Genomic DNA, 17,279 nt, shown 5'->3' with positions numbered 1-17,279 from the left:
GTACATGGTCGCGACGCGCAGAAGCCGGCCCGGTCGAAACGCCGGGCAGCCCCGTCGGAATGCCGGGCACCCCCCGATGGTTGTATCCGGTGCGCCCGTGAGACCGCCCCCCGCCTGGACCGGCGGGTGTGCGCAGGTCGGCGGTGTCGCTCTCTCGACTTTTTGGCACGTGTTCTGTTCTGTCCCGTTCGTGACCCGTTCATCGCCCGTGCGGCTGGTGTCGGGTTCATCCCCCTCGGAACGGAGATTCTGCTATGAACACGATCTTCCGTAAGTCTCTGCTGTCCGTTGCCGGTCTGCTGACCGCTGGTGGTGTCGTGGCCGCTCCCGCCGTGGCGGCGCAGGCCGCTGGCCCGGGTGCCGCCGACGGCGGTGCGCGTGAGGTGCGGGTGCAGTACGAGGCGCAGCCGAACTTCTACTACTGCGGCCCGGCGGCGACGCGGATCGCGCTGACCGCGCAGGGCAAGGCCCCGTCGCAGGACGAGGTGGCGGACAAGCTGGGTACGACCGAGGCCGGCACCGACTCGGCCGAGGAGACGACCCGGGTGCTCAACGAGATGACCGGTGGCGACGAGTACGAGACGACCGCGATCGGCGCGGACGCCGCCAAGCCGGAGCACGTGGAGAAGCTGCGGGCCGACGTGCGTGAGGCCGTGGACGACGACCGGGCCGTGGTTGCGAACATCATGGGTACGGCGACCGACGTCGACGGGGTGGCGCACTCGTACGAGGGTGGGCACTACCTGACGGTGACCGGTTACCGCGACGGTGGTGACACGGTGAAGATCGCCGACCCGTACTTCGAGGGCCAGGAGTACTGGATGGACCTCGACGCGCTGGCTGACTGGGTCGCCGCGCGTGGCTACTCCTCCTGATCGGTGACAGTGCGCTGGCCGGGTCCCTGCGGGGGCCCGGCCAGTGGCGTGTCCGACGTTGCGTTTTTGTCGGCGGCAGGGTGTACTGTGAGAAGTGGTTAGAACGGGTGTTCGATAAACGGGTGTTCGGCAAAGGTGCTGCCGCTGGTCGGGTCCGCCGGTCCGCGACAGTTCCGCCCTCGGGCTCCCCGTCCTGACCAGCCGGGAGGAGCGATTCGCGGCGCGAGTCCCGGCAGTGCGGCGCCGCGAGCCGCACACCCCGGCACTGGACTTTCGCGGGTCCAGCGCCACAAGGCAGGACCGTTGCCCGCCGCCCCCGACCCCCGGGCGGCGGGCAACGGACCCCGCCAGCATCGCCGGTGCGGATGCGGTGTGGGGAAGCATCCGTATCCGCACCGGCGACGCCCCGTCCGACGTCTTCCTCCGTGGGCGGGCACCCGACAGGTGACACGCGCGGAGGAGTGACCCATGCCGACCAGCCCGAGCCAGCAGGCACCCACGGTGCCGGCGCACCTGCTGCCCAACCGCACCCCGGCTCAGCTGCTCGCTCTCGCCCGGCACGGGCTGACCGAGGCGACCGCCACCCGCCCCGACGGGCTGCGCTACGCGGCGGCCCACCTGGCGGCGCTACGTGCCGCCGCGGCGATGCTCGCCGCCCGCGCCCGGCCGGCACCGACCCGCCGCCACCGGGTCACCAGTGTCTGGACCCTGCTGTTGATGGTCGCCCCCGAGCTGACCGAGTGGGCCACCTTCTTCGCCGCCGGCGCGAGCAAACGGGCTGCCGCCGAAGCCGGCATCCCCCGGGTGGTCACCGCCCGGGAAGCCGACGACCTGCTGCGTGCCGCCACGGAGTTCGTCTGTCTGGTCGAAGACACCCTCGGAGTGGCCAGCCAACCCGCCCTCGACGGGCTGGCCGCCTGACCCCTGGCGTGACTCCCCGCCGCCGGCATCCGTGGTGCCGGCGGCGGGCGACGCGCGCGTACCACGTACGGACGAGAACACGGGGGAGAGGCAGAGATGGCGGGGCGGATGGTGGCCGGGACGGCGGCGTTGGCGGCGGTCGCCGCCGGGCTGGTCCGCCCGGCGAGCGCCCTGGCCGGGGCGGCCGTCGCGGCACACCCCGCCGACACCGCGTCGGCACCTGGCACCGGGCCGGCACCTGGCACCGGGCCGGCCCCCGGTATCGACCGGGCGTTGCCGGTGCCGGCCGCGTTGACCGGCCTGCTCCCCGGGCGCGGCCTGCGCCGAGGCTCCACCGTCAACGTCCTGCCGCACCGGTCGGCCCGGCTCGGTGCCACCTCCCTGCTGCTGGCCCTGCTCGCCGAGGTTTCCCGGGCCGGCCTGTGGTGCGCCGTCGTCGGGGTGCCGGCGCTGGGCGCGGGTGCCGCCGCCGAGCTGGGCATCGCCCTGGACCGGCTGGCGCTGGTCCCGCACCCCGGCCCGGACTGGCCGACGGTGGTTGCCGCGCTGATCGACGGCGTGGACGTGGTGGTCGTCGCCGCCCCCGCCGCCGTGACACCGCAGGTCACCGGCCGGCTCGCCGCCCGCGCCCGGCAGCGGGGCTGCGTGCTGGTGCCCTGCGGCCGGTGGGACGCCGCCGACGTGACCCTGCAGGTGGTACGCGGCCGGTGGGAAGGGCTCGGCTCGGGCCGGGGCCGGCTGCGCCGCCGGGAGATGGTGATCGCCGCCCGGGGCCGGGGTGCGATGAGCCGACCCCGGCAGGTGCGGGTCTGGCTGCCCGGCACCGCCACCGGGTCGCCACGGCCCGGCGGCGGCCCAGTGGTGGGTGTCACCGCGGCACCGCACGTCACCGCGCCGGCCCCGGCCGGTCCGCCACGTCGCTCCGGCCGGCCCGAGCTGACCGTGGTACGGCGGGGATGAGCCGCTCCGGGCCGATCGTGGTGCGGCTGAGATGAGCCGCACCGACGGGGCCGCCACCCGGGCCATGGTGGTCTGGTGCCCGGACTGGCCGGTGACCGCCGCCGAGATCGTCGACGGGGTGCCGGCCACCGCACCGGTGGCGGTGCTGCACGCCAACCGGGTGATCGCCTGTTCGACCACGGCCCGGGCCGACGGCGTACACCCGGGACTGCGCCGCCGGGAGGCGCAGAGCCGCTGCCCCGGGCTCACCGTGGTCGACCACGACCCGTCCCGCGACGCGCGGGCGTTCGAGCCGGTCGTCACCGCCGTCGAGCAGATCGTGGCCGGTGTCGAGGTGCTCCGCGCCGGAACGTGCATGGTCGCCGCCCGTGGCCCGGCCCGCTACTTCGGCGGCGAGGACCGGGCGGCCGAGCGGATCGTCGAACACGTCGCGCAGAGCTGCGAGGTCGAATGCCAGGTGGGGGTGGCCGACGGCAGCTTCGCCGCCGGGCTGGCCGCCCGTACCGGCCGGATCGTCGCCCCCGGTGCCAGCGCGGCGTTCCTGGCCGGTCTGCCGTTGCGGGTACTCGGCCGGCCCGACCTGGCCGACCTGCTGCGCCGGCTCGGCCTACGTACCCTCGGCGACTTCGCCGCCCTGCCGATCCGGGACGTACTCGCCCGGTTCGGTCCGGACGCGGCCCTGGCCCACCGGCTGTCCGCCGGCCGCGACGAACAGCCGTTCACCCCCCGCCGACCGCCACCCGACCTGGCCGTCACCGCCGACTACGACGATCCGCTCGACCGGGTCGACGTGGCGGCGTTCGCCGCCCGTGCCCTGGCCGAACAGCTGCACGATCGGCTCGCCGGACACGGTCTGGCCTGCACCCGGCTCGGCATCGACGCGGTCACCGCGCACGGCCAGGAACTGCACCGCGTCTGGCGGCACGACGGCGTACTCACCGCCGCCGCGATCGCCGACCGGCTGCGCTGGCAGCTCGACGGCTGGCTGACCGGCGGCACCGCCCGCCGGCCGGGTGCCGGTGCCGCCGTGGTGCCGCCGGCGCCGACCGCCGGGATCATCCGGCTGCGGCTGATCCCCGACGGGGTGCTCGCCCGGGCCGCTCTGCAGCCCGGCCTGTGGGGGGAGACCGGCGAGGAACGAGCCCGCGCGCACCGGGCGCTCAGCCGGGTGCAGGGCCTGCTCGGACCGGAGTCGGTGCTGACCGCCGTGCCCGGCGGTGGCCGGTCCCCGGTCGACCAGGTCCGCTTCGTCCCGTGGGGCGACGAACGGGTGCCGGACCGCCCCGGCGAACCGCCCTGGCCGGGTCGGCTGCCGCCGCCGGCCCCGGCGATCGTGCTGCCCGCCCCGCTGCCCGCCGAGGTGTACGACGCGACCGGTGCCCCGGTCACCGTCGACGCCCGGCTGGTGCTCAGCGCCGTACCGGCCCGGTTGGCCGTCGACTCCGCCGGGCCGGTCGACGTCACCGGCTGGGCCGGCCCGTGGCCGATCGACGAACGCTGGTGGGCGCCGGCCGAGGCACGCCGGCGGGCCCGGTTCCAGGTCGCCCTGGCCGACGGCAGTGCCCTGCTGATCGCCCGCGCCGACGGGCGCTGGGTGGTGGAGGCCATCTATGACTAGCCACCCGATGGTGGTCGACCCGCTCGCGGTCGACGGCGACGGCGGCGACGCGCCGGGCTGGACCCGTAAACGGCCACCGTACGTGCCGCCGGCGGGGCCGGCGGGGCCGTCCGACGCCGCCAGGGTCGGGCCGGTCACGCCGTACGCCGAACTGCACTGCCACAGCAACTTCAGTTTTCTCGACGGGGCCAGCCACCCGGAGGAGCTGGTCGAGGAGGCGGTCCGGCTGGGGCTGACCGCGTTGGCGGTCACCGACCACGACGGCTTCTACGGGGTGGTCCGCTTCGCCGAGGCGGCCGCCGCCCACGGGCTGGCGACGGTGTTCGGTGCCGAGCTGTCCCTCGGCGCAGGGGATCAGCAGAGCGACCGGCGGGCGGTGCCGCGTACCGGGGAACCGGACCCGGCCGGCCGGCATCTGCTGGCGTTGGCCCGTGGCCCGGCCGGGTACGCCCGGCTGGCCCGCGTCATCTCCCGGGCGCAGCTGCGCGGCGGGGAGAAGGGCCGACCCGACTACGGCACCCTGGAGCAGGTCGCCGCCGAGCTGCGTGACCACGTACTGGTGCTCACCGGGTGCCGCAAAGGGCCGGTGCCGGCGACGCTGCGTACCGGCGGGGTGGCCGCCGCCGGCGCGGAGCTGGACCGGCTGGTGGCGCTCTTCGGCGCGGACGGTGTCGCGGTCGAATTGACCGACCACGGCGACCCGTCCGACGGCGACCGCAACGATGCCCTCGCCGCGCTGGCCCACGGCCGGGGCCTGCCGACGGTGGCCAGCGGCAACGTGCACTACGCCGCGCCGGCGCGGCACCGGATGGCCGCCGTGCTGGCCGCGATCCGGGCCCGGCGCGGCCTGGACGACATCGACGGCTGGCTGCCCGCCGCCGGCACCGCCCACCTGCGGTCCGGGGCCGAGATGGCGGCCCGGTTCGCCGGCTACCCGGGTGCGGTGTCCCGGGCCGCCGCCTACGGCGCCGAGCTCGCCTTCGACCTGCAGCTGGTCGCCCCCCGGCTGCCCGACCACCCGGTACCGGCCGGGCACACCGAGATGAGCTGGCTGCGGGAGCTGACCTGGCGGGGCGCGCTGGAACGGTACGGCCCCCGCGAGGCCCACCCGGAGGCGTACCGGCAGCTCGACCACGAGCTCGACATGATCGAAAAGCTGGACTTCCCCGGCTACTTCCTGGTCGTGCACGACATCGTGGCGTTCTGCCGCGAACAGGACATCTACTGCCAGGGCCGGGGGTCGGCGGCCAACTCGGCGGTCTGCTACGCGCTGCGGATCACCAACGTCGACGCGGTCCGCCACCAGCTGCTGTTCGAGCGGTTCCTCGCCCCGGAACGCGACGGCCCGCCGGACATCGACGTCGACATCGAGTCCGGCCGCCGCGAGGAGGTCATCCAGTACGTGTACCGCCGCTACGGCCGGGAACACACCGCCCAGGTGGCCAACGTGATCTCGTACCGGCCCCGGTCGGCGGTGCGCGACGTGGCCCGCGCGTTCGGCTTCTCACCCGGCCAGCAGGATGCCTGGAGCAAGCAGATCGACCACTATGGCGCGGTCGCGGCGGCCGGCCAGGACATTCCGGCGCAGGTGGTGGCGTACGCCGACGAGCTGCAGACCTTCCCCCGGCACCTGGGCGTCCACTCCGGCGGGATGGTGATCTGCGACCGGCCGGTGATCGAGGTCTGCCCGGTGGAGTGGGCCCGGATGCCGGGGCGCACCGTGCTGCAGTGGGACAAGGACGACTGCGCCAGCGTCGGCCTGGTCAAGTTCGACCTGCTCGGGCTCGGCATGTTGACCGCGTTGCACGACGCGCACGACCTGATCGGCTCCGAACTGGACCTGGGCGCCATGTCGCTGGACGACCCCGAGGTGTACGCGATGCTGTGCCGGGCCGACTCGGTCGGGGTGTTCCAGGTGGAGAGCCGCGCCCAGATGGCCACCCTGCCCCGGCTGAAACCGACCTGCTTCTACGACCTGGTCGTCGAGGTGGCGCTGATCCGTCCCGGCCCCATCCAGGGCGGCTCGGTGCACCCGTACATCCGTCGGCGCAACGGCCAGGAACCGGTGACCTACCCGCATCCGCTGATGCGCAACGCGCTGGAGAAGACCCTCGGGGTGCCGCTGTTCCAGGAGCAGCTGATGCAGTTGGCGATCGACCTGGCCGGGTTCGACGCCGCCGGCGCCGACCAGCTGCGCCGGGCGATGGGGTCGAAACGGTCGGCGTCTCGGATGGCCGCGATCCGCGACCGGCTGTACGCCGGGATGGCCGGCCGGGGCATCACCGGTGAGCTGGCCGACGACCTGTACGTGAAGCTGAGCGCGTTCGCCAGCTTCGGTTTCCCGGAGAGCCACGCGATGAGCTTCGCCTACCTGGTGTACGCCAGCGCCTGGCTCAAGCGCTACCACCCGGCCCCGTTCCTCGCCGCGCTGCTCAACGCCCAGCCGATGGGGTTCTACTCGCCGCAGACCCTGGTCGACGACGCCCGCCGGCACGGGGTGCGGGTGCACCGGCCGGACGTCAACGCCAGTGGCGCGGCGGCCACCCTGGTCGTCGACGCCCGTACCCGGTGGGGTGGCGCGCCGGGGGAGCCGCCGCACCAGTGGGGGGTCGGCGGCCCGCAGGTGCGCCTCGGTCTGTCGGCGGTACGCGGCATCGGCGACGACCTGGCCCAGCGGATCGAGGGCGAGCGGGCCGCGCGTGGGCCGTACCGGGACATGCCGGACCTGGCCCGCCGGGTCGGGCTGACCGCTGCCCAGTTGGAGGCGCTGGCCACCGCCGACGCGTTCGCCTGTTTCGGGCTGACCCGTCGGCAGGCGCTGTGGGGGGCCGGGGCCGCCGCGCAGGAACGCGCCGACCGGCTGCCCGGCGTCGCCGTCGGGGTCGACGCGCCGACCCTGCCCGGTCTGGACGAGGTCGACGCGTTGATGGCCGACGTGTGGGCCACCGGACTGTCGCCGGAGAACCATCCGGTGCGGTTCGTCCGGGACCGGCTGGCCGCCGCCGGGGCGGTGCCGATCGCCGACCTGGGTCGGGTCGACGCCGGTACCCGGGTGCGGGTCGGCGGCATCGTCACCCACCGGCAGCGCCCGGCGACCGCCGGCGGGGTGACGTTCGTCAATCTGGAGGACGAGACCGGGATGCTCAACGTGACCTGCTCACCCGGGCTGTGGCTGCGCTACCGCACGGTGGCCCGGTCCAGCGCCGCCCTGCTGGTACGGGGCCGGCTGGAGAAGGCCGAAGGGGTGCTCAACCTGGTCGCCGACCGGCTGGACGCGGTCACCACCCCGGTCAGTCCGGCGTCCCGGGACTTCCGCTGACCGTCGGGTCGGCCGCCGTCGCCGACGGATCGGCGGCGGGCTCCTGCTGGTCCGGTGTCGGGGTCAGCGGGGTCAGCGGAAGGTCGCTCGGTGCCGTCCGCACCGGTGCCGGCGTCGGAGTGGAACCGGGGAGCGTGAACGGCGCCAGCTCCGGGCAGAACGGGTAGATGTACTGCGGGTTGTCGAACCGTGCTGGGTCCGCCTCGACCCCCTGCCGAGAGTAGTCGAGGTGCTCGCACCGGTACGGATCGCCGAGCGAGATCGGTTGGCCGCTCTCGTCGAACAGCCGAGCACCCTCTACCAGTCGGCCCTGCCCGTCGTAGACGTACACGTCCAGCACCTGCGTGTACGGATCGTTCTGGTAGTAGACCGGCCCGGGGGTGCTGCTGCGGGATCGGCCGTCGACCTCCGCCACGGTGACCGCGCCGAAGATCAGCACGATAGCGGTCGCGGCGGTGAGCGTCCGGCGGGGCCAGCGGGTGAACCCGGCCTGACGGCGGCCGAGCCAGATCGAGGCGGTCACGAAGCCGGCGAGGACCAGCAGACCGATGACGACGCTGCCGCCCGGACGTGGGAAGAGCCCGGGCGAGCCGTCGGTGACGAGGTGGGCGAAGAGCAGCGCGGCGAGGTAGCCGCGCAGCACCCACCAGGCGGGGCGCAGCAACCGCAGGAACTCGCTGGCACTGCGGTAGCCGAGCAGCGGCCCGACCCGGTGGTCGACCCGGGCCAGCCGGCTGCGGGTGCTCTGCCAGGCGGCGGCGACCCGGTGGCCGACCCCCGGCGTCGTCGCCGGGGTGTCCAGCGCGGCGCTGGCGCGCAGTTCGGCGGCGTACTCCGTCGGGTCGCCGAGCCGGTCGACAAGCGTGCCGTCGCCTTCGGCGAGGACCTCGGCCAGATGCTCGGGCAGATCTTCGAGCAACTCGTCGCGGACCGTCGCCGGCAGGTCGGCCAGGGCGGCCCGGACCTGCTCGACGTAGCGCGTGATCTCCATCTGCGTCGTGGCGTTCACGCCGCCACCCCCCGATCGTCGAGCAGGTCGTCCATGGTCGCGGCGAAGTCGCGCCAGTTCTTACCCGAGCGGGTCAGCTGGTCGCGGCCGGCGGAGTTGAGTGAGTAGTACTTGCGGTGCGGCCCTTCCTCGGACGGGACCACGTAGGTGGTGAGCAGGCCGGCCTGGAACAGCCGGCGCAGCGTGCCGTAGACCGAGGCGTCACCGACCTCCGTCAACCCGGCGGTACGCAGCCGGCGCAGGATGTCGTAGCCGTACCCGTCGTCGTGCCGAAGCACGGCGAGGACGGCGAGGTCGAGCACCCCTTTGAGAAGCTGGGTGGTATCCACGGTGTGCAGACTACTGTGCAATCCGATATACCGTCAATCGCGCAGTACCGGCGGTGGAGCGGACCGGTTGCGGACGGTCGACCGACCGGCCGCGCGGGCCGCGCCGGGCACGCCGCCCCCGACGGCCGATAGGCTCGCGCGGGTGGAGCGCACACACATCCCGAGCGGCCCGACGGTCAGCCCCCGGACCGCCGTGGTCTGGTCCGTGCTGCGGCAGGAGCTGGACCGCCACCGTGACCGCACCCTCACCGTCGTCGACGTCGGCGGCGGCACCGGCGGGTTCGCCGTACCGCTGGCCGAGGCCGGCCATCAGGTCACCGTCGTCGACGCCAGCCCGGACGCCCTGGCCGCGCTGACCCGCCGCGCCGCCGAGGCGGGCGTCGCCGAGCGGATCCGGGCCGTGCAGGGCGACGGTGACGCGCTCGGTGACCTGATCGCGCCGGCCAGCGCCGACCTGGTGCTGTGCCACGCCGTGCTGGAGGTGGTCGACGATCCGGCCCGGGTGGTCGAGTCCCTGGCCGCCGCGCTGCGCCCCGGCGGCGCGGCCAGCGTCCTGGTCGCCGGCCGGGCCGCCGCCGTGCTGGCCCGGGCGGTCAACGGCCACCTGGACCTCGCCGCCGCGTTGCTGACCGACCCGCAGGGCACCGCCGGCACGCGGGACACCCTGCGCCGCCGCTACGACGCGGCCAGCGCCGTCGCGCTGCTCGTCGCCGCCGGGCTGCAGGTCGAGCAGACCCATGGGGTACGCGTACTGGCCGATCTGCTGCCGGCGGCCGTCGCCGAGGGCGACCCGCAGGCGGTGCTCGACCTGGAACTCGCCGCCGCCGCCCACCCGCCCTACCGGGACCTCGCCACCCAGCTGCACCTGTTCGCCCGGCGCCCCGCGCCATGAGTGACGCCGAGCCGCCCAGCGCGAGAGTCGACGCCGAGCCGCCGGCCACCCCGGCGCACCTGCTGCGCCCGGCCCGACCCGAGTACGGCGTGGCCAGCCTCGCCGAGGTCGTGCCCAGTGTGCTCGCCGTCCTCGGAGTGCCCGGCGCGGTCGACCCGCTGCGGCTGGCCGACCCGTTGGCCGGCGTACGGCGGGTCGTCGTGCTGCTGATCGACGGCCTCGGCTGGCACCAGCTGCCGGCTGCCGGTCGACACGCCCCGGCCCTGGCGCAGCTGGCCGCCGGCCGGCACGCCCGCCGCCTGACCACCGGTTTCCCGTCGACCACTCCCACCAGTCTGGTCAGCCTCGGCACCGGCACCCCACCCGGCGCACACGGTGTCCTCGGCTTCCGCCTCCTGATGCCGGGTACCGACCGGGTGCTGACCCACACCTACTGGACCGACGACCCGGACCCGATGTCGTGGCAGCCGCTGGACACCTGTTGGCAGCGGGCTGCCGCCGCCGGCGTCGCGGTGAGCGTGGTGAGCCGGGGTGAGTTCGCCGGCAGCGGGCTGACCGTCGCGGCCAACCGGGGCGGCACCTACCGGGAGGCCGACGGCGTCGACGATCTCGCCGCCGGCCTGCTGGCGGCGGTCGCCGTCGCCGACGGGCCGGCCCTGGTCTACGGATACCACCCGGACCTCGACCGGGCCGGCCACGTCCATGGGGTCGACTCACCGCAGTGGCAGCTGGCCGCCGCCGGGCTGGAGCGGCTGATCGGACGGGTGGTCGACGGGCTGCCGTCGGACGCGGCGCTGCTGGTGACCGCCGACCACGGCCAGCTCAACGTGCCGGCCGGGCCGGCGTACCGGGTCGACCTGGACGCCGATCCCCGGCTGCAGGAGGGGGTACGGGTGGTGGCCGGCGAACCCCGGGTGCGCTACCTGCACACCCGGCCGGGCGCCGCCGCCGACGTGGTGGCCGCCTGGCGGGCGGTTCTCGGACCGGCCGTCGAGGTGACCGAACGGAACGCACTGATCGAGGCGGGCTGGTTCGGCCCGGTGCCGCCGGCACACCAGGCCCGCATCGGTGACGTCGTGGTGACCTGCCAGGACCGGTACGTGGTGCTGTCCACCGCGACAGAACCCGGTATGTCGGCACTCGTCGGATTCCACGGCGGGGCGACCGAGGTCGAGCTGGCCATCCCACTGTTGGTGGCCACCGGGTGACTCAGCCGACGGGGTAACCCGATCGCGCGAAGATCGCCCGGTTTGTCGATGCTGGCCGAAGGGCGGACGGGACTCAGTGGGAACGGGCGGCTACGCTGTTACCAGGTGATGACGTCCACCGGACGGAAAATCAACCTAGGCGGTCCGTCGTCCGGCTTTCCGACCCGCGAACCCCCTCGTAGACTTGCGGGTAAGCAGCCGGTTGGCTGCCACGGTCTGTCGGTCCGACCGGGCCGACCAACGGTGACCGGGGAGGAGTGCCGTGCCGCTCTCGGAGCACGAGCAGCGGCTGTTCGAGCAGATCGAGCGGTCGCTTGCCGAGGACCCCAAATTCGCCTCGGCCGTGCGCGCCAGCGACCCGCGTTTCCACGCGCGGCGTCGCCTGCTCGTCGCTGCCGGTGTGATCATCATTGGCCTTGCCCTGGTCGTTTACGGCACAGTGAGCAAAGTGCCGCTGCTGGGCGTGGCCGGTTTCGTGGTCATGCTCGGCGCTGCGGCGTTCGCCATGCAGTCCCAGCGCAAGTCCAGCGCACCCGATCTGCGGGTGGTCGGCGGGACGACGAGCCGCAGGACCCGCAGCGGGCGACGGTCATCGCTGATCGACCGGCTGGAGGAGCGTTGGCGCCAGCGGCCGGAGGGCCACCGCTGACCTGACCAGCGGAGCCCTGCTACCCGGGACCTGCCCGGCCCGGGTGAACGCGTCGTGCCCGGTGCCACCGTGCCCCGGGCATCGCCGCCTGACTCTGCGTCGTTGGCCGGTGCCGGCGACCGGGTGATCGTGACCGGCGCCGCTACCCGTGCCCTGGTCGCGGTCGCGCATGCCACGGCAGCGCGGTCGCACACCACGGCAGCGCCCCGGACCGGGGCGCGAACTGTCCCGTCGGTCCGTTGACCGCGCTCGACGGATCGCCGCTGTGGCACGAGGGCGATTATGCCGGGCCCGCCGGCCACAGGTGGCCGGATTCCCGAAAGTGGTCCGCCGGGGGGTCAGCGGCCCAGCCGGCTCGCCAACAGCCGGCGCGGGCTGAACCGGGCGGCGGCGTCCCGCCACTGCGCGACCACCCCGAACAACCGCCCGTACGTGTCCACGACCTGTGCGCGCCAGTGCAGCAGCACCGACGGCGGCAGCAGCCGGGCCAGCAGCCGGGTCCGACGGTTCGCGCCCGCCGCCAACGCCGCCCGGGTCCGGTCGAGCGCCTCGACCAACGCCCCGCCCTGCATCGGCTGCCGGGCGTACCGCGCCCGCTCCTCGGCCCGGCCGAGCAGCCGTACCGCGTCGGTCGCCCCGCCGTCGCGGACCGACCCGATCGCCGCGAGCCGCTCGGCGGTCGCCCGGGGCGTTTCCGACCGGTCCACCGGCACCCGCAGATCGACCATGGTGTCGATCAGCTCGCTCCAGGCGGCGTGCGCATGCGCCCGGGCCGCCCCAGGGTCGGCACCGGTGACCACCATGACCGGGCCGGCTCCGCCGTCGGGTGCCGGGGCCAGGTCGGTGCCGTCCCCGGACGCCGAGCTCAGGGTGCGGCTGAGCCGCCGGCGACGTACGGTGGCCCGTCGCACCGCCGGCACCGCCGCCAGCGCCAACAGGACCGCCACCGCCGCCAGCGTCCACAACGGCCACCTCGGGCCCGTCGGTGTGGTCGACGCCCCGGCCAGGCCCTCGTCACCAGGGCCGACGTTGTTCGGATCGGTCTGCGGCAGCGGCGCCGCCGACGGCCCGGCGGTCGGCCCGACGGTCGGCGCGGCGGACGGACCGGCCTCGTCGGGGGCGTCCACGTCCGGCGCCCACTCGGAGCGCACCGACCCCGGCACGCTCGCCGCCGGAGTGGGATCGAACGGCACCCAGCCGAGCCCGTCGAAGTAGACCTCGGTCCAGGCGTGCAGGTTGAGGTTGGTCAACGTGTAGGTGTTCTCCACCCGCCGGGAGCCGTTGGTGAAGCCGAACGCCACTCGGGCCGGAATGTCCGCGGCCCGTACCAGCCACGCCATGGCCGCCGCGTACTGCTGGCAGAAGCCGACCTTGTTGTCGAGGAAGTTGACGATGTCCTGGCTGGCCGTACCGCCCTCGGTGGCCAGACTGTAGGTGAAGCCGTTGTCACGGGAGAAGTGGTCGTAGATCGCCCGTACCCGGTCGTAGTCGGTCCGCGCACCCGCGGTCAACTCCTCGACCAGGGCCGTGACCTGCGGGACCTGCGGCACCTCGGTGAGCCGTACCCGTAGGTCGTCGTCGGCCGGCAGCGGCTGCGACCGCCGCAGCGCGCCCGGCGTGTACGAGGAACGGACGTAGTCGAAGCCGTAGGTCATGCCCCGTGCCCGGGACCGGCCGGAGAAGACGACCTGTGCGGTCCGGTCGTACGCCCAGCTGCCGTCCACGTCGCGCATCCGCACCGGCACCGGGTACGTCGGCAGCAACGCCATGTTGAAGCCCTGCGCGACCTCGACGGTCGCCTCGAACTCCTCCCGGGTCACCCCGGTGCTGAGCAGCCGGGGATCCTCCCGAGGGTCGGGCAGCGCCGACGCCGACCCTGGCCGCCCACCCGGCGACCGGTTGGCGAAGCCCTCCTGGCTGATCTCGTCGGCGATCCCGATCCGCAGATACCCCGGATCCGGATCGTTCGTCGTCACCCGCAGCATCTCGGTGACCTCGCTCTGGTTGAGCTGGCCGCTCAACGCCGCGAACAGGTTCACCTGCCCCGGTCCGGTGCCCAGGCCGGTGCCGCCCACGCCGGCACCGCTGAGATTGGTCAGCAGCCCCGAGGTCATCCCGGGGATCGCCACCGGAACCGCCACCGCGACCACCACACCGACCAGCGCCAGCCGGCGGCCGGCGGCGGCCAGCGGCGACGGCTCCCACACGTCCACGTCCCGGCCGTCGCCGGTGAAGCGTCGGCCGAACCGGCGTACCCGGTCGACGTTGTCGGCCATCAGCAGCCACAGGTAACCGATCGCGCCCACCACGAACGGCACCGCCGGCACACTGTCCACGTAGATCGCCACCGGCACCGAGTAGATGGCCAGCATCGGCAGACCGGCCAGCGCGGGCCGGCGCAACGTCACCGTCAGCACGTCGACGACGACGGCGACCGCGCCGATGCCCAGGGCCGTGATGAACAGCAGGGCGTCGCCGTCGGGCACCGGTACGCCGTAGGCGTGCACGTCCTGCGCGGACTGGGCGAACAGTCCGCCGAAGTGGGCGAAGGTCGCGGGGGAGGGCAGCACCACGAGGAACTCGTCGCCGCTGGGGAACAGCCAGGTCAGCCCGAGCAGCAGGGCACCCACCATGGCCACCGGGTGCAGCCAGGCCGGTCCGCCCAGCGTCCGGGCCAGCAGGCCGGCCCCGGAGACCAGCGCGACGGTGATCGCACACTGCACCAACCAGGTCCAACTGGCGAAGATGGTCCCCATCGGGGCGGCGGCCATCAGGGTGGCCGCCGCGGCGACCAGGCCCAGATGTCTGCGGCCGGTCATTTGACACCTCCGGCTACCGTCTCGGCCAACGCCGCCCGCCAGGCGAAGCCCTGTGGTCCACGCGCCAGTTGCGGCCACAACGACGGCAACTGGTCGCCGTGGTTCACTCCGATCACCCGCCAGCCGCTCTGCAACAGCGACAGCGCCGCCGCCCCCTGCGTCCGGGCCGCCTCGGCCCGCTCGCTGTCGCCCAGGTTCAGCCAGCCGTGACTGTCGATCAACAGCGCGACGCAGGTCGACCGGTTGCCGCGCAACCCGGCCAGCAACTCGGCCTCGGGCAGGGTCAACGCGCCGAGCACGGCCACCACCAGTGAACTGTCCGACCGGCGACGGACCTGCTCGACCAGGGTCGCGACGTCGCTGCGTTGACTGGCGGTGACATCGGCCAGACAGTCCAGCAGCAGGCCGTCGCCGTCGGCCTCGGTCGCGTCGGTGTCGACGCCGAGGCCGGTGACCAGCCGCAGCCGGTAACCGTTGCCGCGCAGGTGTACGGCGACGCTCGCGGTCGCCGCCACCGCCCATTCGAAACTGGCCGTCGGTCCGTCACCCTGGTGGGCGTACGCCCGGGTGTCGAGCACCACGGTGGCCCGGCTCTCCCAGGGCTGCTCCTCACGGCGCACCATCAGTTCCCCGGTCCGGGCGGTCGACTTCCAGTGCACCCGGCGCAGGTCGTCGCCGCGCCGGTACTCCCGGGTCGCCGAATCGTCCTCGCCGTGCACCGCCACCGACCGGGCCCGGCTGTCGCCCGAGCCGGCGTACTCGCTGGCCAGCCGGACCGTCGGCAGCGCGGTGACCTGCGGGATCACGGTGAGCCGGTCGACGCTGGGGAACGCCCGGGTCAACTCGCACAACCCGAACGGGTCGGTCAGTCGGACCACCAGTGGTCCGACCTCGTAGCGGCCCCGGACGTCGGCGCGCACCGTGTACGCCACCGAACTCGCCTGCTGGGCGCCGAGCCGTTCCAGCACCACCCGGGGGCGGGTCCCCAGGGCGTACGGCAGCCGGTCCTCCAGTAGCAGGGTGCCGGTCGGCAACCGGGACAGGTTGTGCAGGCGCAGGACCACCCGGGCGTTGGCGCCCACCGGCACCCGGTGCGGCTCCAACGAGCGGGTGCAGGCCAGCTTGTACCGGCTGCGACCCACGTAGGCCGCGGCCAGCAGCGGGAGCAGGGCCAACAGGATGGCGACCCGCAGCAGGTCCTTCTCGCCGAGGATCAGCGCCGACACGACCGCCGCGGTGCCGGCCGCCAGGAACGACCGGCCGCGGGTGGTTAGGCCGCGCAGCGCCTCACGCATCGATCAGCGCCCCCGGGAATCGAACGGCACCGGCGCCACGCCCTCGGCACCGAAGGGCCGACCGTCGTACGCCGCTGCCGCCGGCCGCTGCCGCTCGTGCGGCAGCGGGAGCCGGTGGACCAGCTCCGCGATGATCGCGTCGGTGGTACGCCGGGCCAGTTGCGCCTCGGCGGTCGGGATGAGCCGGTGGGCGAGCACCGGCACGGCCAGTGCCTGCAGGTCGTCGGGGAGCACGTAGTCGCGGCCCTCCAACGCGGCGACCGCACGAGCGGTGCGCAGCAGCTGCAGGGTCGACCGGGGCGACGCGCCCAGCCGCAGCTCCGGGGACTCCCGGGTCGCGGTCACCAGGTCCACCGCGTACTGCTTGACCGGGTCGGCCACGTGCACCTCCCGGACGGTGGCGATCAGCTGCCGTACGCCGTTGGCGTCCGAGACCGGCCGCAACTGGTGGATGGGGTCCACCGCACCGTGTCCGTCGAGCATCGCCAACTCGGCGCTCGGATCCGGGTACCCCATCGCGATCCGGGCGGTGAACCTGTCCCGCTGTGCCTCCGGCAGGGGATAGGTGCCCTCCATCTCGATCGGGTTCTGGGTGGCGATCACCATGAACGGCGTGCGCAGCTCGTAGGTCGTACCGTCGACGGTGACCTGCCGCTCCTCCATGCACTCCAGCAACGCGGCCTGCGTCTTCGGTGACGCCCGGTTGATCTCGTCACCGACCACCAGATTGGCGAACACCGCTCCGGGCTTGAACTCGAAGTCGTGGTTGTCCTGGTTGTAGACGCTGACCCCGGTCACGTCGCTGGGCAGCAGGTCGGGGGTGAACTGGATCCGGCGTACCGAACAGTCGATGGACCGCGCGAGCGTCTTGGCCAGCTTGGTCTTGCCGACGCCAGGAACATCCTCGATCAGGAGGTGGCCTTCGGCGAGCAGGACGGCGAGCGCCAACCGGACCGTTGCGGTCTTCCCCTCGATGACCTGCTCGATGTTGGCCACGATCGCATCGGTCACGGTGCGGAACTCGTCATGGGGCAACGGAGCACCCAGATCGTCCCAGATGTCTTGGGTCACGACCCTCCTCCTCGTCGTGCGGCGTCAGCGGACCGGTCGGTCCGGCCGCCCGCCGCCGGGTCACGTGGGCACCGTTGCCACCCGCCGCAGGTACCCCACACGCCTCTCAGGCTATCCATTCTCCTACCTGACGCCATCCACAGGATGACCCGGCCTCCCGTCGCCGCGCCATCCGCAGGATGACCCGGCCCGGCCCAGGCAGCCGGGGTCCGCCTCCCGACTGGAGTACGTGGTGGTGACCGTGCGGGTTCAACCGATCCGACGACCCGCAGGACCTGGGCGTCGTCGGACATGAACCGGGCCGGCCCGGGTAA

General features: G+C 74.0%; 13 protein-coding genes. 8 read left to right on the top strand and 5 right to left on the bottom strand.

Features of this window, described 5'->3' with window-relative positions:
• The first annotated feature begins 254 nt into the window (after positions 1–254).
• The 5 genes from O7623_RS09625 (at position 255) to O7623_RS09605 (ending at position 7,693) form a co-directional block, all read left to right on the top strand.
• A complete protein-coding gene (locus O7623_RS09625) occupies positions 255–875 on the top strand; it encodes a C39 family peptidase (protein WP_282228264.1) in 621 nt (206 codons plus the stop codon).
• Between the two features lie 468 nt (positions 876–1,343).
• On the top strand, positions 1,344–1,796 hold the full coding sequence (locus O7623_RS09620; RefSeq protein WP_282228263.1) for an SAV_6107 family HEPN domain-containing protein: 453 nt from the start codon (positions 1,344–1,346) through the stop codon (positions 1,794–1,796).
• Between the two features lie 96 nt (positions 1,797–1,892).
• Positions 1,893–2,756, top strand: a complete 864-nt coding sequence (locus O7623_RS09615) for a hypothetical protein (RefSeq protein WP_348775136.1) — start codon at positions 1,893–1,895, stop codon at positions 2,754–2,756.
• Positions 2,757–2,787: 31 nt separating this feature from the next.
• Complete coding sequence (locus tag O7623_RS09610) at positions 2,788–4,374, top strand: DNA polymerase Y family protein (RefSeq protein WP_282228262.1); 1,587 nt, start codon at positions 2,788–2,790, stop codon at positions 4,372–4,374.
• Positions 4,367–7,693, top strand: a complete 3,327-nt coding sequence (locus O7623_RS09605; RefSeq protein ID WP_282228261.1) for an error-prone DNA polymerase — start codon at positions 4,367–4,369, stop codon at positions 7,691–7,693. The genes O7623_RS09610 and O7623_RS09605 overlap by 8 nt, the downstream gene beginning before the upstream one ends.
• Here the strand turns inward: O7623_RS09605 and O7623_RS09600 are convergent.
• On the bottom strand, positions 7,665–8,702 hold the full coding sequence (locus O7623_RS09600) for a hypothetical protein (RefSeq protein ID WP_282228260.1): 1,038 nt from the start codon (positions 8,700–8,702) through the stop codon (positions 7,665–7,667). The two genes, O7623_RS09605 and O7623_RS09600, sit on opposite strands and share 29 nt — an antisense overlap.
• Positions 8,699–9,031 (bottom strand): PadR family transcriptional regulator, encoded by a 333-nt coding sequence (locus tag O7623_RS09595; protein WP_282228259.1) that lies wholly within the window; start codon positions 9,029–9,031, stop codon positions 8,699–8,701. Before O7623_RS09595 ends, O7623_RS09600 begins: the two co-directional genes overlap by 4 nt.
• Before the next feature lie 142 nt (positions 9,032–9,173).
• Here O7623_RS09595 and O7623_RS09590 point away from each other — a divergent pair, with 142 nt between their 5' ends.
• The 3 genes from O7623_RS09590 to O7623_RS09580 all read left to right on the top strand — a co-directional run bounded on the left by O7623_RS09590 (position 9,174) and on the right by O7623_RS09580 (position 11,780).
• On the top strand, positions 9,174–9,923 hold the full coding sequence (locus O7623_RS09590) for a methyltransferase domain-containing protein (RefSeq protein ID WP_282228258.1): 750 nt from the start codon (positions 9,174–9,176) through the stop codon (positions 9,921–9,923).
• A complete protein-coding gene (locus tag O7623_RS09585) occupies positions 9,920–11,131 on the top strand; it encodes a nucleotide pyrophosphatase/phosphodiesterase family protein (RefSeq protein WP_282228257.1) in 1,212 nt (403 codons plus the stop codon). The genes O7623_RS09590 and O7623_RS09585 overlap by 4 nt, the downstream gene beginning before the upstream one ends.
• Positions 11,132–11,393: 262 nt before the next feature.
• A complete protein-coding gene (locus O7623_RS09580; protein ID WP_282228256.1) occupies positions 11,394–11,780 on the top strand; it encodes a DUF3040 domain-containing protein in 387 nt (128 codons plus the stop codon).
• A 338-nt stretch (positions 11,781–12,118) separates the two neighbouring features.
• Here the strand turns inward: O7623_RS09580 and O7623_RS09575 are convergent, their stop codons facing one another.
• The 3 genes from O7623_RS09575 to O7623_RS09565 are packed head-to-tail and all read right to left on the bottom strand — an operon-like array spanning position 12,119 to position 16,965.
• Positions 12,119–14,599, bottom strand: coding sequence for a DUF3488 and transglutaminase-like domain-containing protein (locus O7623_RS09575; protein WP_282228255.1), 2,481 nt, complete (start codon positions 14,597–14,599; stop codon positions 12,119–12,121).
• Positions 14,596–15,894, bottom strand: a complete 1,299-nt coding sequence (locus O7623_RS09570) for a DUF58 domain-containing protein (RefSeq protein ID WP_282228254.1) — start codon at positions 15,892–15,894, stop codon at positions 14,596–14,598. Before O7623_RS09570 ends, O7623_RS09575 begins: the two co-directional genes overlap by 4 nt.
• Before the next feature lie 3 nt (positions 15,895–15,897).
• Complete coding sequence (locus tag O7623_RS09565) at positions 15,898–16,965, bottom strand: MoxR family ATPase (RefSeq protein WP_282228253.1); 1,068 nt, start codon at positions 16,963–16,965, stop codon at positions 15,898–15,900.
• Positions 16,966–17,279 lie beyond the last annotated feature (314 nt).

The organism is Solwaraspora sp. WMMD791, from assembly GCF_029581195.1.
In the GTDB taxonomy this organism is placed as follows: domain Bacteria; phylum Actinomycetota; class Actinomycetes; order Mycobacteriales; family Micromonosporaceae; genus Micromonospora_E.
This window is presented reverse-complemented; position numbering and strand designations above follow the sequence as displayed.